The organism is Novosphingobium sp. PASSN1, assembly GCF_002278815.1.
In genome coordinates this window covers 31,639-45,221 of the sequence record NZ_NKIS01000010.1, presented here as the reverse complement: position 1 = coordinate 45,221, position 13,583 = coordinate 31,639, and the positions used below count along the sequence as shown (strand labels likewise).

Genomic DNA, 13,583 nt, shown 5'->3' with positions numbered 1-13,583 from the left:
TGCTGACACCTGTGTCATTAACCGCACGGTTAAATTCAGGAGCTTCGGCATGGCTACACAGGCACCGTCTTTGGCAGCATCACTGGCAGCATCGCCGTCGCGGCCCATCCGCCCGCATGACGCACAGTCCGAACGTGGCAATCCGCACTGGATCCGCGTGGAAGATGAACGCGAGCTCGATTCGATCCCCGGTGAGGATGGCTGGCCGCTGGTCGGCACCACGTTCCAGTTGCTCGCCGATCCCATCGGTTTCGGCAAGCGCATGCGCGCCAAGCATGGCGACGTCTACCGCACGCGCGGGTTCGGGCGGCGGCAGATCATCCTGATCGGGCCGGATGCGAACGAGCTGGTGCTGTTCGACCGGGACAAGATTTTCAGTTCCGAACAGGGCTGGGGTCCGGTGCTCAACCTGCTGTTCCCGCGCGGGCTGATGCTGATGGATTTCGCGGCGCACCGGGCGGACCGCAAGGCGCTCTCCATCGCCTTCAAGCCCGAGCCGATGCGGCACTACTGCGACCAGCTCAACGTCGATATCGCGCGCGGCGTCGAAGCCTGGGGCGAAGGGCCGCGCAAGTTCTATCCCGCGATCAAGGCGCTCACCTTGCAGACCGCGGCAACCAGTTTTCTCGGCCTGCCGTTCGGGCCGGAAGCAGACCGGCTCAACAAGGCCTTCGTCGACATGGTGCAGGCCGCCGTCGCCCCGATTCGGCGGCCGCTGCCGTTCACCGCGATGGGCCGGGGCTATGCCGGGCGGCAGCTGATGGTGGAATACTTCACCGGCCTGCTGCGTGAGCGGCGCGCGAATCCCGGGCCGGACATGTTCAGCCAGTTCGCGTTGGCGCGCAGGGAGAACTCGGGCGATGACGAAGACGGCGAACTGCTGCCAGAGGACGTCGTGGTCGATCACATGATCTTCCTGATGATGGCCGCGCACGATACGATCACATCCTCGTTCACCACGCTGATCTGGCACCTCGCGAAAAACCCCGATTGGCAGGAGAAGCTGCGCGCCGAGGCCCGCGCGGCGGCGGGCGGGGATGGCGTGCCGCTGGCGTTCGACGCCCTGGGCAAGCTGGACCTTGCCGAGATGGCGATGAAGGAAGCGCTGCGGATCATGCCGCCGGTGCCGTCCACCCCGCGCCGGGCGCTGAAGGACTTCACCTTCCGGGGTTTCCGCATTCCGGCCGGCACCGATGTCGATGTCAGCGCCTCGGCGGTCCATGCCGATCCTGTGCTCTGGCCCGATCCCGACCGCTTCGATCCCTTGCGCTTCACGCCCGAGGCCGTGGCGGCGCGGCACAAATATGCGTGGATCCCCTATGGTGGCGGCGCGCACATGTGCCTTGGCCTGCATTTCGCCACGATGCAGACCAAGCTGCTCGTCCACCACATCCTCACGCGCTACCGGGTGGAAGTGGAACCGGGCTATGCGCCAACGTGGCAGCCCTGGCCGATCCCCAAGCCGCGCGACGGGCTCAGCGTGAAATTCGTCAGGCTCGTCTGACCGGACGAACCGTTCAAACGGTTGACGATTCGCCATGCCGCAGTTATGGGCCGCGCTTTCCCGGATGGCTTGCCGCCTTTCTGGGGTGAACCAGATTGTTTGCAGCCCGTTTCCAGCGGGCCGCCAAAGCTCTTGAAACAGGACAGACATGGCCAATACGCCGCAAGCCCGTAAGCGCATCCGTCGCAACGCCAACCGCGCCGAAATCAACGGCAACCGCCTTTCGCGCATCCGCACTTTCGTGAAGAAGGTCGAAACCGCGATCGCCGGTGGTGACAAGGCCGCTGCGGCTGAAGCGCTTCATGCCGCCCAGCCTGAGCTGGCGCGCGGCGTGGCGCGCGGCGTGCTCCACAAGAACACCGTGGCGCGCAAGATGTCGCGCCTGACGAAGCGAGTCGCTTCGCTCTGATTCGCTCGCACGCCTCCCTCTAGGAGGTGCGCTACGAACAATGACACTATGCGGCTGGTGCCTCTGGCGCCGGCCGCGTTTTGTTTCGGCAGTGTCACATGCGCCTTGGCCTGCGCAGGATCAGGCTTGTCATGCACGAGTCGCGGATTTCTGCCGATTCGCGAGCCTGACGAGGCAAAATATAATGTTTTCAATGTGTTGATTGATTTCCGCCACGTTTGCTACGTCAAGATTCTTTATTTCAGTTTTTTTGCGAAGCAGCGCTTGCGAATCCCTCCACAAGGCCAATAAGCAGGTCTTCCCGGTGCGGTGCGAGACATGCCTCAGCAAGTCTGGCGGCGCTCCCGGGGTCACGAACATCGCAAGTTTCATGGCCAGAAGCAGGGGTGCTTTCTGGCTCGGGGTAGATTTGTGCCTGCGGCAGGGGTGCTTAAGCAGGCCATCGGGGTGAGGGCAGCGACGCGTGAAGATGGATGAATTCGCAGGCGGCGGTGGACGGGGCACCGCAGCCCAGGCGGCACAGGCTGCTCCGGGCAGAAAGGTACGTGAAAGCGCGATGATCGAGGATCAGGAAGCACTCGATCTGGCAGCGGATTGGTCCGACATCAGCCAGGGGCTGAAGAAGGACCTCGGCCCGCAGCTTCACAGCCAGTGGATCAAGCCGATTCAGGTCGGCACGTTCTGCAAGGAAACCGGCACGCTCGACTTGTTCCTGCCGACCGAGTTCTCCGCGAACTGGGTGGCGGACCGTTTTGCCGACCGGCTCTCGCTCGCGTGGAAGATCGCGCGTTCGGAAGTTCGCCAGGTGCGCATCACCGTTCACCCGCGCCGCCGTGCCATGCCCGAACTGCGGATGGGCGGTCTTGCCGCCAACGATTCCGGCTCGATCCAGCCGATTCAGCGCCAGGCCGCCGTGCCGCTCAGCGCCGATGGAGCGGTCACCGGGCTGGATCCCTCGCTGACCTTCGCCGAATTCGTCTCCGGCACGGCCAACGTCCTCGCGGTCAATGCCGCGCAGCGCATGGCCGCTCTGGAAACGCCGCAGTTCTCGCCGCTCTACCTCAAAGGCTCGACCGGGCAGGGCAAGACGCACCTGCTCCACGCCATTGGCCACGCCTATGCCGCCGCCCGCCCGGGTGCGCGCATCTTTTACTGCTCGGCCGAGCGCTTCATGATCGAGTTCGTGCAAGCCATGCGCTCGAACGAGATGCTCGAATTCAAGGCGCGCCTGCGGGGTTTCGACCTGCTGCTCGTTGACGACATTCAGTTCATCATCGGCAAGGCCTCCACGCAGGAGGAATTCCTCCACACGATCGACGCGCTCATGAGCGCGGGCAAGCGCCTCGTCGTCGCCGCAGACCGTGCGCCGCAAGCGCTCGACGGGGTCGAGCAGCGCCTGCTCTCGCGCCTCTCGATGGGCCTCGTCGCCGATATCCAGCCGGCTGATATCGATCTGCGCCGCAAGATCCTCGAACACCGCCTCGCGCGCTTCACCGCCAGCCAGGTCCCGGCGGACGTGATCGAATTCCTCGCCCGCACGATCAACCGCAACGTGCGCGAACTCGTCGGCGGGCTCAACAAGCTGATCGCCTACGCCCAGCTCACCGGCCAGCCGGTCTCGCTGCAACTGGCCGAGGAACAGTTAACCGATATCCTTTCGGCCAACCGCCGCCGGATCACCATCGACGAAATCCAGCGCATGGTCTGCCAGTTCTACCGCGTCGACCGCACTGAAATGGCCAGCAAGCGCCGCGCCCGCGCGGTCGTGCGCCCGCGTCAGGTCGCGATGTACCTCGCCAAGGTGCTCACGCCGCGTTCGTACCCCGAGATCGGCCGCAAGTTCGGCGGGCGCGATCACTCGACCGTGATCCATGCCGTCCGCCTGATCGAGGAACTGCGCACGCGCGATGCCGATATGGACGGCGATGTGCGGACTCTGCTGCGGCAGCTTGAGGATTAAGGGATAAGGGAAGGTGCGAGGGCCATTGCCCTCGCGCTCCCGGGAGTTTGGCGCGTGGCCTATCGGTTGCGCACCAACCGCGAAGCGGCTTCATCTCTCCGGCGTCGCCGGGGTGCGCTACTAAGCTGTCCTGCACCAATTCCCGGGAGCGCGAGGGCGATGGCCCTCGCATTTTCTCCCCTTCCCCCCTAACTCCCTCCCATGACTCCCGACCGCCTCGACCGCTTCGCCCGCCATATCGTTCTCCCCGAAGTCGGCGGCGCGGGGCAGGCGAAGCTCGTGGCCAGCCATGTCGTCCTGATCGGCATGGGCGGCATCGGCAGTCCGGCCTTGCAATATCTGGCGGGGGCCGGGATCGGTCGGCTCACCCTGATCGATGATGATGTGGTCGAGGCATCCAACCTCCAGCGCCAGACGATTTTCGGCACGGACGATATCGGGCGGCCCAAGGCCGAAGCGGCTGCCGCGTGGCTGGGGGCGTTCGATCCGGCGCTGGAAGGCAAGGCGCATGTCTTGCGAATCACGCGGGACAACGCTGCCGACCTGATTGCGGGGGCGGATGTGGTGCTCGATGGCAGCGACAACTTCGCGACCCGCCTCGCGGTCTCCGATGCCTGCGTGGCGGCGGGCATTCCGCTGACCAGCGCGGCGCTGGGGCGGTTTCAGGGGCAGGTAGCGAGCTTTGCGGGGCACCGCGAGGGGCATGCCTGCTATCGCTGCTTTGTGGGCGATGCGTTCGATGCCGAGGATTGCGATACCTGCGCCGATACGGGCGTGCTGGGCGCGATGGTCGGCATGGTGGGCGCGTTCGGCGCGATGGCGGCGATGCGGGTGCTGCTGGAGGGGGTGTCCACGCTGGGTGATCCGCAGTGGGGGCAGGTCCATGTGCTCGACGGGCTGAAGCCTGCGCTGCGTTCGATGCGGATTGCCAAGGATCCGGAGTGCCGGACCTGCGGGTCAGCCGCCTAGCAGTTCCTCCACCCACGCGGGCACGGTCTCGCTCGCGGGGCCGAGCCGGGTTTCGTGGAACCACTGCGAACCCTGCGAGCGTTCGAGATTGAGTTCGAGCGCCTGCGCGCCGATGTCCCGCGCGGTGCGCACGAAGCCTGCGGCGGGATAGACCGCGCCCGAAGTGCCGATCGAGACGAAAAGGTCGGCTTCGCGCAGCGCGGCGAAGATTTCGTCCATGCGGTAGGGCACTTCGCCGAACCACACGACATCGGGGCGCAGCGCGGGCGCGCTGCATTGCGGGCAGGGCGGGCGGTGCAGCAGGGCTTCGCGCCAAGCCACCCGCGCATCGCAGGCGGTGCACCACACGGTGAGATGCTCGCCGTGCATGTGGATCACGGAAAGTGAGCCGCCACGTTCGTGGAGATCGTCGACATTCTGGGTGACGAGGGTGACGCTGCCGCCGGGCACGCGCTTGGGCCATTCGCGTTCGAGGCGGCCCAGTGCGTGGTGCGCGGGATTGGGCTCCTTCGTCTGGATCGCCGCGCGGCGCATGTCGTAGAAGCGCAGCACCAGATCGGGATCCCGCGCGAAGCCTTCGGGCGTGGCGACGTCTTCTACCCGGTGCTGTTCCCAAAGGCCCCCGGCGCTGCGGAAGGTATCGATCCCGCTTTCGGCGGAAACCCCGGCTCCGGTCAGGATCACGATGTTGCGAATGGTCTGCATCGCGGCCATGAAGCACGCGAGACATGAGGTGATCAAGCATGACCGTTGGGGCGAGAGTGGGCATTATCGGCAGCGCCGGGCGCATGGGGCAGGCGCTGGCCGATGCGATCACGGCGGCGGGGCATGACGTCTCTGGCGGGATCGATCAGGGCGGCGATCCGCTCGCGTTGGCGCAGGCGAGCGATGTGCTGGTCGATTTTTCGGCCCCGGCAGCGCTGGAATTCAATCTCGATGCGGCGATCCATGCGGGCATTCCCATCGTGGTGGGCACGACGGGCCTCGCGGAGCGGCATCACTGGCTGGTCGATGCGGCGGCGGTATCCGTGCCGGTGCTCCAGACGGGCAACACCTCGCTCGGCGTGACCTTGCTGGCGCATCTGGTGCGCGAGGCGGCCACGCGTCTGGGCGAGGACTGGGATATCGAGATTGTCGAGACGCACCACCGCATGAAGGTCGATGCGCCATCGGGCACCGCGCTGCTGCTGGGCGAAGCGGCGGCAGCAGGCCGGGGCGTGCGGCTGGCCGAGGAACGGGTCGCGGGGCGTGACGGGGTGACGGGCGCCAGGCTGGCGGGGACCATCGGCTTCGCGGCCTTGCGCGGCGGCACCGTGGCGGGCGATCACACCGTGCATTTCCTGGCGGACAACGAACGCATCGCCCTTTCGCACCTCGCCGAAAACCGCGCGATCTTTGCGCGCGGTGCGGTGCGCGCGGCGCAATGGCTGATCGGCAAGGAGCCGGGGCGTTACAGCATGCCCGAGGTGCTGGGGCTTTGAAGAAGGACCAGATTTTCGAGTTCTTCCGGCGGCTTGCGGAAACCAATCCTTCGCCCGAGACCGAGCTCGAATACGGCAATGTCTACCAACTCCTCGTCGCGGTAACCCTCTCCGCGCAGGCGACGGACGTCGGCGTGAACAAGGCGACGCGCGCTCTGTTTGCCAAAGTGAAGACGCCGCAGGACATGCTGGACCTTGGCGAGGAAGGCCTGAAGCAGCACATCAAGACCATCGGCCTGTTCAACAGCAAGGCGAAGAACGTGATGGCCATGGCCGAAATCCTCGTGCGCGAGCATGGCGGCGAGGTTCCGGCGGACCGCGACTTGCTGACGGCGCTGCCCGGCGTGGGGCGCAAAACGGCGAATGTCGTGCTCAATTGCGCATTCGGGGCGGAGACTTTCGCGGTCGATACGCATATCTTCCGCCTGAGCAATCGCACCGGCCTCGCCAAGGGCAAGACTCCGCTGGCGGTGGAGAAGCAGCTGGAGAAGCGCGTGCCGCAGCCGTTCCGTGTCGGCTCGCACCACTGGATGATCCTGCACGGGCGCTATGTGTGCAAGGCGCGCATCCCCGAATGCTGGCGCTGCGAGGTGGTTGACCTTTGCGGGTATAAGGGGAAGATTCTGGAGCAGGGGGCGAAGCCTGCGACTCGGAAAGGGGCAACCGGGACGCGAAGAGCCAAGGAAAAGCTGCCATGAGGTACTTCACGTTCGCCGCCAAAGCTGCTGCCGCCACGACCGCCCTGCTTTCACTGGGGGCGTGCGCACCCCATCCGGCCACGGGCAATGCCACGGGAAATGATGGCCATGCGAAGGATGTCCCCGCCGCCACGCTCGCCGGAAAGCCGGTCAGCTGCATTTCCATCGCGCAGATCCAGGAAAGCCGCGTGCGCGATGACTGGACCATCGACTTCCGGGTGAGCGGGACCAAGTGGTATCGCAACACCCTGCCCAACCGCTGCTATTCGCTCGGGTTCGAGAAGGCCTTCTCCTACCAGACCTCGCTTTCGCAGCTTTGCAATGTCGATATCATCACGGTGTTCGCCAATGGTGCGGCCGGCGGCCCGCGCGGATCGTGCGGGCTGGGGATGTTCCAGCCGGTGACGCTCGACAAGACGAAGTAGGGAGCCGCCCGGTCAGGCCTCCGGATCGAGGTGCAGCCCCCGGCGTCCATGCTCCGGCGTGTCGTGCGGGGGCACAGCCTCGGGCGCGTCCGGGTCCAGCGGCACTTGCAGCATGCCTTCCCACTTGGTGATGACCGAGGTGGCCACCGCATTGCCCACCACGTTGGTGGCGGTGCGGCCCATGTCGAGGAAAGTGTCGACGCCCAGCAGCAGCGCGACGCCTTCGATCGGGAGGCCGAACTGGGTGAGCGTGGCGGCGATCACCACGAGGCTCGCGCGCGGCACGCTGGCGATGCCCTTCGAGGTGATCATCAAGGTCAGAAGCATGGCGACCTGCTGCCCGGCGGAAAGCGGAATGTTGTAGGCCTGCGCGATGAACAGCGTCGCAAAGCTGGTGTACATCATCGAGCCATCGAGATTGAAGCTGTAGCCCAGCGGCAGCATGAAGCCTGAAATGCGGCGCGGCACGCCGAACCGGTCGAGCTGTTCGAACAGCTTGGGCAGCGCGCTTTCCGAACTGGCGGTGGAGAAGGCGAGCAGGATCGGCTCGCGGATATAGCGCGCCAGCAGGAGCACGCGCTTGCCGAGGAAGATCCCGCCGAGCCCGAACAGCATCGTCCAGAGGATCAGGAGCCCGAAGTAGAACTCCGCGACAAAGGTCCCGTAGGTCAGGATGATGCCGACCCCGCGCACCGCGATGACCGAGGCCATCGCGCCGAACACCGCGAACGGTGCAGCGCGCATGACATAGCCGGTGATCGTGAGCATCAGCGTTGCCAGCGCCTCGCAGCCGCGCACCAGCGGCGCGGCTTCCTCGCCCATCGCCGAAAGCCCCAGCCCTGCGAAGATCGAGAACACGAGGATCTGGAGCACGTTGTTCTTGGCCATCGCATCGAGCGCGCTGGTGGGGAACACTTCGAGCACGAAGTGGCGCAAGGTAAAGTCTGCCGTGGCCAGTTCGCCTACCGGGGTGGTCGCGGTGATGTTGAGCCCGACGCCCGGCTGGAACAAGTTGACCAGCACCAGCCCGAGCCCGATCGAAATGAGGCTGGCGGTGATGAACCACGCCAGCGCCCGCCCGCCGATGCGGCCCAGCGCGCTGCTGTCACCCATGCTGGCAATGCCGGTCACCAGCGTCGCCAGAATCAGCGGCGCGATGATCATCTTGATGAGATGCAGGAACACCTCGGGCAGCAGCTTCAGCAGATCGGCGATCTGGGCAAGGCTCTTGTCGCCCGCCGGATAGGACACATTGAGCGCATAGCCCACGCCGATACCGGCAAACAGGGCGATCAGGATGTAGAGTGTCAGGCGCTTGCCCAAGGTTGCGGTTCCCTGTGTCGTTTGGGGCGAGAGACTAGCGGGGCCTGAGGTTTAGGCAAGCGGGGGGCGGGCCTTCTCAGCCCCCGCACTGCGCCCGGTGCATCAGCTTCTGGTCCGCCAGCACGAGCGCCATCATGGCTTCGACCACCGGCACGCCGCGAATGCCGACGCAAGGATCGTGGCGGCCCTTGGTGAACAGCTCGGTCGCCGCGCCTTCGCGCGTGATCGTGGGCACGGGCGTGAGGATCGAGGAGGTCGGCTTGAAGGCGACGCGGACATGGACCGGCTGGCCGGTGGAAATGCCGCCCGCGATGCCGCCCGCGTGGTTGGCGAGGAATTCCGGCGTATCGGAGCCCAATCCGGTTTTTGGGGGCCGCATCGGATCGGCATTGCCCTCGCCGGTGTTGGCAGCGGCGGCGAAACCGTCGCCGATTTCGACGCCCTTGACCGCGTTGATGCCCATCATCGCGTGGGCCAGTTCGGCATCGAGCTTGGCATAGAGCGGCGCGCCCCAGCCCGCGGGGACGCCCGTTGCGGTGCATTCGACCACCGCGCCGAGCGAGGAACCGGCCTTGCGGGCATTGTCGACCAAAGTTTCCCAGCGCGCGGCGGCCTTGGCATCGGGGCAGAAGAACGGGTTGCGGGCGATTTCGGCGGCATCGAAGTTGGCGGGATCGATGGCATCGCCGCCGATCGCACTGACCCAGCCGAGCACGGTGACTTCGGGGATGACGAGCCGCGCCACCGCACCTGCCGCGACCCGCGCTGCGGTCTCGCGCGCCGAGGAGCGCCCGCCGCCGCGATAGTCGCGGAAACCGTACTTCGCGTCGTAAGCATAGTCGGCGTGGCCGGGGCGATAGGCCTTGGCGACATCGCCGTAGTCCTTGGAGCGCTGATCCACGTTCTCGATCATCAGGCTGATCGGGGTGCCAGTTGTTCTGCCGTCGAACACGCCGGAGAGGATGCGGACCTGATCCGGTTCCTGCCGCTGCGTGGTGAAGCGCGATTGGCCGGGGCGGCGCGCATCGAGGAAGGGCTGGATATCCGCTTCGCTGATGGCGAGGCCCGGCGGGCAGCCATCGACGACCGCGCCGAGAGCGGGTCCGTGGCTTTCCCCCCAGGTGGTGAAGCGGAATGCGTGACCGAAGGTGTTGAAGCTCATGGCTGGTCGCTTTGTCGCAAGTGGGCGGAAATGTCCATTCTGCGGCGTGCACCACCCCCCCGGCCCCTCCTTGCGAAGAGGAGGGGGAGTGAACGAATAGCCCCTTCCTCTTTAGAGGAGGGGGTTGGGGGTGGTGGTAACACGCGCTACAGCGGCCCCATGTTCCTCGTCGTCTTCCGCAACCGCAAGCGCGCCGATATTGATGCGGCGGCCTACAGCGCCGATGCCGATGCGATGGAAGCGCTCGCTGCCGCGCAGCCGGGCTATCTCTCGTTCAAGAGCTACACTGCCGAGGACGGCGAAGTCGTGGCGATCAGCGAATGGGCGGATGAAGCGGCGGCGCTGGCGTGGCGGCGGGTGGCGCACCATGCCGAGATGCAGGCCAAGGGCCGCGAGGCATATTACGAGGACTACACGCTGTTTGCGGGAACACCCAGCCGGGTGCACCGCTTTGCGAGGACCAAGGCATGACGATCACGGTTTATGGCATCCCCAATTGCGACACGGTGAAGAAGGCGCGCGCGTGGCTCGATGCCAAGGGGATCGCCTATACCTTCCATGACTACAAGAAGGCGGGCGCGGACCCGGCGCGGATTGCGGGCTGGATCGCGGCGGCCGGGCTGGGCAAGGTGGTCAATCGGGCGGGAACGACCTTCCGCAAGCTTTCGGCTGAGGATCAGGCGGTGCTGGGCGGAGAGGGCGCGCCGGAGGTTCTGGCGGCCAATACTTCTGTGATCAAGCGGCCCATCGTGGAGCATCCGGGCGGGTTGCTGGTGGGCTTCAAGGAAGCCGAGTGGGCCGCCGAACTGGTCTAAATAGCGGATAATCCGACCTGTTCAGTGCGGCGGCTTGGTGTTATCTACATGAGTGTGAATACCGCCGCACCTTTCGCCTACGCGATCACCGTCGATCCCGCTGACATCGACTTCATGGGGCACGTCAACAACGCCTCATACCTCAAATGGGTGCAGGACGCCGTCGTGGGGCACTGGCGCGCGTTTGCGCCGGCGCAGGCGATTGCCGATCATGTCTGGGTCGCGACCAATCACAACATCACCTACCGGCGGCCGACGTTCCTGCATGATCCGGTGATCGCGCACGTGATTCTAGAGCGCGTGCAGGGCGCGCGCGCGTTTTACGAGACGATCATCAAGCGCGGTGAGGACGTGCTGGCCGAAGTGAAATCGAGCTGGTGCTGCCTCGATGCCGCCACCCTGCGCCCGGCGCGGCTGGCGCGCGATCTGGTCGAGAAGTTCCTGCCCACCGCAGGGTAAATCAGCGCAGCTTTTCGATGGCCAGCCCATCGGCCTTGGCGCGGATCTTGATCGATTCCTCGCTGCGGGTCAGCGCCTTGGCGAGTCCCTTCAGGGCTATGCCTTTCTTTGCCAGCGTGTGCAGCTTCTGCACTTCGTCGGTCGTCCAGGCCTGCTTGTGGCGTTCGAAGACTTTGCCGGTGGCCATCAGGCGTCCCTTCCATCGGATTTGCGGCCATCGGATTTTTGGGCCGTGACGATATAGTTGAGCGCCAGATCGTCGGAGAGGTGAAGGCCTTTCAGTGGGCTCCACGAAATGCCGCGCGGGTTGCCCATTGCGAATCCGGCGTCTGCCAGCAGGTCGCTCAGTTCCAGCGGGGTGATGAAATCCTCCCAGTGGTGCGTGCCCTTGGGCACCATGCCCACGCCTTCCGCCGCGCCGACCAGCAGCAGGCGCGATGGCGTCGTGCGGTTGGGGGTGGAAAGGACCAGCAGGCCGCCTTCCGCAACGCGCTGGGTCAGCCCGGCGACGAAGGCGGGCTTGTCGGCCACGTGTTCGATCACTTCCATCGAGGTGACGAGATCGAACTGGCCGAGGCCCAGCGCCGCTAGTTCGCCGTGGCGATAATCGATGGCGAGCCCGCCGCCTTGCGCATGGGCCTTGGCGGCTGCGATGTTCTCTTCCGCCGCGTCCACCGCCGTGACGGCCGCGCCCATCCGCGCCAGCGGTTCGGCCAGCAGCCCGGCACCGCAGCCGACATCAAGCGCGCCGCGTCCGGCCAGCGGGCGCAAGGTCCTGGGATCGGCGCCGAAGTGCGAATCGATGGCTTCGCGCAGGAACGCCAGCCGCACCGGGTTCAGCTTGTGCAGCATCGCCGAGCTGCCCTTGGGATCCCACCATTCCGCCGCCAGCTTGCCGAAATGGGCAGCTTCTTCGGGCCGGATCGTCGCGCCAGTTGTTGCAATGCTCATGCGCCGACTCTAAAGCGCCGCGTCCGCGCGGTCGAGGGGCCGCGCAAGGAAACCTCTTTTTGAAGTGCGGGGGATTGCGCGTGGCCCGGATCGTGATGAAATTCGGCGGCACCTCGATGGCCGGGACCGAGCGCATCCGCCGTGTCGCCGGGATCGTGAAGCGCCAGCAGGAAGCGGGCCATGAAGTGGCCGTCGTCGTCTCCGCCATGGCGGGCGAGACCGACCGGCTGGTGAACTTCTGCCGCGAAGCCCATGCGCTTTATGACCGGGCCGAATACGACGTGGTCGTTGCGGCTGGCGAGCAGATCACTTCGGGCTTGCTGGCGCTGCATCTGCAGGCGCTGGGCTGCAAGGCGCGTTCGTGGCTGGGCTGGCAGCTGCCGGTAAAGACCGACGACGCCCATGCTGCCGCGCGCATCGAGGATATCACTTCGCCCGAACTCCTCGCTTCGATGGCGGCGGGCGAGATCGCGGTGATTCCGGGCTTTCAGGGCCTCGACCCCGCGGGCCGCGTGACCACGCTGGGCCGGGGCGGTTCGGATACGTCGGCGGTCGCCGTGGCGGCGGCGGTGCAGGCGGATCGCTGCGATATCTACACCGATGTCGACGGGGTCTACACGACCGATCCGCGCATCGTGGCCAAGGCCCGCAAGCTGAAATACGTGACCTACGAGGAAATGCTCGAACTGGCCTCGGTCGGCTCGAAGGTGCTGCAGACCCGCTCGGTCAGCCTCGCGATGAAGGAAGGGGTGCGCGTGCAAGTGCTCTCCTCGTTCATCGACGAGAATGCCCCGCCGGCGGACAGCATCCCCGGCACGATGATCGTGAGCGACGAAGAACTGGACCGCATTCTGGCCGAAAGCGAAGAAGGACAAGAGATGGAACGCCAGCTGATCACCGGCATTGCCGCCGACAAGAACGAGGCCAAGGTGACGCTGACCCGCGTGGCGGACCGCCCCGGTGCGGTGGCGGCGATCTTCGGCCCGTTGGCCGAGGCGAACATCAACGTCGACATGATCATCCAGAACATCGCCAAGGACAAGGGCGAGACCGACGTGACCTTCACCTGCCCGCAGGCAGACCTTGCGCGCACGCAGGCGCTGCTGGAGGAACGCAAGGACACGATCGGCTATTACCGCATGATCGCCGACAGCAAGGTGGCCAAAGTCTCGGTCGTCGGCGTCGGTATGCGCAGCCATGCGGGCGTTGCTGCCACGATGTTCAAGGCGCTGGCCGAGCGCGGGATCAACATCCAGGCGATCTCCACCAGCGAGATCAAGGTCTCGGTGCTGATCGATTCCGACGAGGTGGAGCTTGCCGTGCGCGTGCTGCACACCGCCTATGGGCTGGATGCGGGGTAACGGGCTTCCTGCCTTTATGCTGCCTTGATGGCGCAGTACCTGCCCAATGGGTGCTGAACTGACCGG

At 65.7% G+C, this 13,583-nt stretch carries 16 protein-coding genes; 11 read left to right on the top strand and 5 right to left on the bottom strand.

Going from position 1 to position 13,583, the window contains the following annotated elements:
- The first annotated feature begins 49 nt into the window (after positions 1-49).
- From CFE35_RS16280 to CFE35_RS16265, 4 genes are all read left to right on the top strand, one after another.
- Positions 50-1,504, top strand: a complete 1,455-nt coding sequence (locus CFE35_RS16280) for a cytochrome P450 (protein WP_292932099.1) — start codon at positions 50-52, stop codon at positions 1,502-1,504.
- A gap of 148 nt (positions 1,505-1,652) precedes the next feature.
- Positions 1,653-1,913 carry a 30S ribosomal protein S20 gene (gene rpsT, locus CFE35_RS16275; protein WP_292932097.1) on the top strand — a complete coding sequence of 87 codons (261 nt, stop codon included), beginning with the start codon at positions 1,653-1,655 and terminating at the stop codon, positions 1,911-1,913.
- A gap of 556 nt (positions 1,914-2,469) precedes the next feature.
- On the top strand, positions 2,470-3,873 hold the full coding sequence (gene dnaA / locus CFE35_RS16270; protein ID WP_292932329.1) for a chromosomal replication initiator protein DnaA: 1,404 nt from the start codon (positions 2,470-2,472) through the stop codon (positions 3,871-3,873).
- A 201-nt stretch (positions 3,874-4,074) separates the two neighbouring features.
- On the top strand, positions 4,075-4,842 hold the full coding sequence (locus tag CFE35_RS16265; protein WP_292932095.1) for a HesA/MoeB/ThiF family protein: 768 nt from the start codon (positions 4,075-4,077) through the stop codon (positions 4,840-4,842).
- Here the strand turns inward: CFE35_RS16265 and CFE35_RS16260 are convergent.
- Entirely contained in the window at positions 4,831-5,547 is a 717-nt protein-coding gene (locus CFE35_RS16260) for an NAD-dependent deacylase (protein ID WP_292932093.1), read from the bottom strand. The two genes, CFE35_RS16265 and CFE35_RS16260, sit on opposite strands and share 12 nt — an antisense overlap.
- Before the next feature lie 38 nt (positions 5,548-5,585).
- On the opposite strand from CFE35_RS16260, the gene dapB reads away from it, so the two are divergent.
- The 3 genes from dapB to CFE35_RS16245 are packed head-to-tail and all read left to right on the top strand — an operon-like array spanning position 5,586 to position 7,446.
- A complete protein-coding gene (dapB, locus tag CFE35_RS16255; RefSeq protein ID WP_292932091.1) occupies positions 5,586-6,323 on the top strand; it encodes a 4-hydroxy-tetrahydrodipicolinate reductase in 738 nt (245 codons plus the stop codon).
- A complete protein-coding gene (nth, locus tag CFE35_RS16250; RefSeq protein WP_292932089.1) occupies positions 6,320-7,021 on the top strand; it encodes an endonuclease III in 702 nt (233 codons plus the stop codon). The genes dapB and nth overlap by 4 nt, the downstream gene beginning before the upstream one ends.
- Complete coding sequence (locus tag CFE35_RS16245) at positions 7,018-7,446, top strand: hypothetical protein (protein WP_292932087.1); 429 nt, start codon at positions 7,018-7,020, stop codon at positions 7,444-7,446. The genes nth and CFE35_RS16245 overlap by 4 nt, the downstream gene beginning before the upstream one ends.
- A 12-nt stretch (positions 7,447-7,458) precedes the next feature.
- Here CFE35_RS16245 and CFE35_RS16240 read toward each other — a convergent pair whose 3' ends face one another.
- Positions 7,459-8,769 carry a dicarboxylate/amino acid:cation symporter gene (locus CFE35_RS16240; RefSeq protein ID WP_292932085.1) on the bottom strand — a complete coding sequence of 437 codons (1,311 nt, stop codon included), beginning with the start codon at positions 8,767-8,769 and terminating at the stop codon, positions 7,459-7,461.
- A gap of 76 nt (positions 8,770-8,845) precedes the next feature.
- Positions 8,846-9,931 (bottom strand): chorismate synthase, encoded by a 1,086-nt coding sequence (gene aroC / locus CFE35_RS16235; protein ID WP_292932083.1) that lies wholly within the window; start codon positions 9,929-9,931, stop codon positions 8,846-8,848.
- 159 nt (positions 9,932-10,090) lie between these two features.
- Here aroC and CFE35_RS16230 point away from each other — a divergent pair, with 159 nt between their 5' ends.
- From CFE35_RS16230 to CFE35_RS16220, 3 genes are read left to right on the top strand one after another with little or no spacing between them, the layout of a single operon-like run.
- Positions 10,091-10,402 (top strand): antibiotic biosynthesis monooxygenase, encoded by a 312-nt coding sequence (locus CFE35_RS16230; RefSeq protein ID WP_292932081.1) that lies wholly within the window; start codon positions 10,091-10,093, stop codon positions 10,400-10,402.
- Complete coding sequence (locus CFE35_RS16225; protein WP_292932080.1) at positions 10,399-10,746, top strand: arsenate reductase; 348 nt, start codon at positions 10,399-10,401, stop codon at positions 10,744-10,746. Before CFE35_RS16230 ends, CFE35_RS16225 begins: the two co-directional genes overlap by 4 nt.
- 48 nt (positions 10,747-10,794) lie before the next feature.
- Positions 10,795-11,205: a thioesterase family protein gene (locus CFE35_RS16220; protein ID WP_292932078.1), complete on the top strand. Its 411-nt coding sequence runs from the start codon at positions 10,795-10,797 to the stop codon at positions 11,203-11,205.
- A 1-nt stretch (position 11,206) separates the two neighbouring features.
- On the opposite strand, the gene CFE35_RS16215 is transcribed toward CFE35_RS16220, so the two are convergent.
- Entirely contained in the window at positions 11,207-11,392 is a 186-nt protein-coding gene (locus CFE35_RS16215) for a hypothetical protein (protein WP_292932076.1), read from the bottom strand.
- On the bottom strand, positions 11,392-12,156 hold the full coding sequence (ubiG, locus tag CFE35_RS16210; protein WP_292932074.1) for a bifunctional 2-polyprenyl-6-hydroxyphenol methylase/3-demethylubiquinol 3-O-methyltransferase UbiG: 765 nt from the start codon (positions 12,154-12,156) through the stop codon (positions 11,392-11,394). The genes CFE35_RS16215 and ubiG overlap by 1 nt, the downstream gene beginning before the upstream one ends.
- Positions 12,157-12,251: 95 nt before the next feature.
- On the opposite strand from ubiG, the gene CFE35_RS16205 reads away from it, so the two are divergent.
- Positions 12,252-13,517, top strand: a complete 1,266-nt coding sequence (locus CFE35_RS16205) for an aspartate kinase (protein ID WP_292932073.1) — start codon at positions 12,252-12,254, stop codon at positions 13,515-13,517.
- The last annotated feature ends 66 nt before the right edge of the window (positions 13,518-13,583 follow it).

Bases quoted from the DNA above. Each gene is read 5' to 3' on its own strand.
- ubiG (WP_292932074.1), bottom strand. From the start codon at position 12,156: ATGAGCATTGCAACAACTGGCGCGACGATCCGGCCCGAAGAAGCTGCC.
- dapB (WP_292932091.1), top strand. From the start codon at position 5,586: ATGACCGTTGGGGCGAGAGTGGGCATTATCGGCAGCGCCGGGCGCATG.
- CFE35_RS16245 (WP_292932087.1), top strand. From the start codon at position 7,018: ATGAGGTACTTCACGTTCGCCGCCAAAGCTGCTGCCGCCACGACCGCC.
- aroC (WP_292932083.1), bottom strand. From the start codon at position 9,931: ATGAGCTTCAACACCTTCGGTCACGCATTCCGCTTCACCACCTGGGGG.
- CFE35_RS16265 (WP_292932095.1), top strand. From the start codon at position 4,075: ATGACTCCCGACCGCCTCGACCGCTTCGCCCGCCATATCGTTCTCCCC.
- CFE35_RS16225 (WP_292932080.1), top strand. From the start codon at position 10,399: ATGACGATCACGGTTTATGGCATCCCCAATTGCGACACGGTGAAGAAG.
- CFE35_RS16280 (WP_292932099.1), top strand. From the start codon at position 50: ATGGCTACACAGGCACCGTCTTTGGCAGCATCACTGGCAGCATCGCCG.
- CFE35_RS16215 (WP_292932076.1), bottom strand. From the start codon at position 11,392: ATGGCCACCGGCAAAGTCTTCGAACGCCACAAGCAGGCCTGGACGACC.
- CFE35_RS16260 (WP_292932093.1), bottom strand. From the start codon at position 5,547: ATGCAGACCATTCGCAACATCGTGATCCTGACCGGAGCCGGGGTTTCC.
- rpsT (WP_292932097.1), top strand. From the start codon at position 1,653: ATGGCCAATACGCCGCAAGCCCGTAAGCGCATCCGTCGCAACGCCAAC.
- dnaA (WP_292932329.1), top strand. From the start codon at position 2,470: ATGATCGAGGATCAGGAAGCACTCGATCTGGCAGCGGATTGGTCCGAC.
- CFE35_RS16220 (WP_292932078.1), top strand. From the start codon at position 10,795: ATGAGTGTGAATACCGCCGCACCTTTCGCCTACGCGATCACCGTCGAT.
- CFE35_RS16230 (WP_292932081.1), top strand. From the start codon at position 10,091: ATGTTCCTCGTCGTCTTCCGCAACCGCAAGCGCGCCGATATTGATGCG.
- CFE35_RS16205 (WP_292932073.1), top strand. From the start codon at position 12,252: ATGAAATTCGGCGGCACCTCGATGGCCGGGACCGAGCGCATCCGCCGT.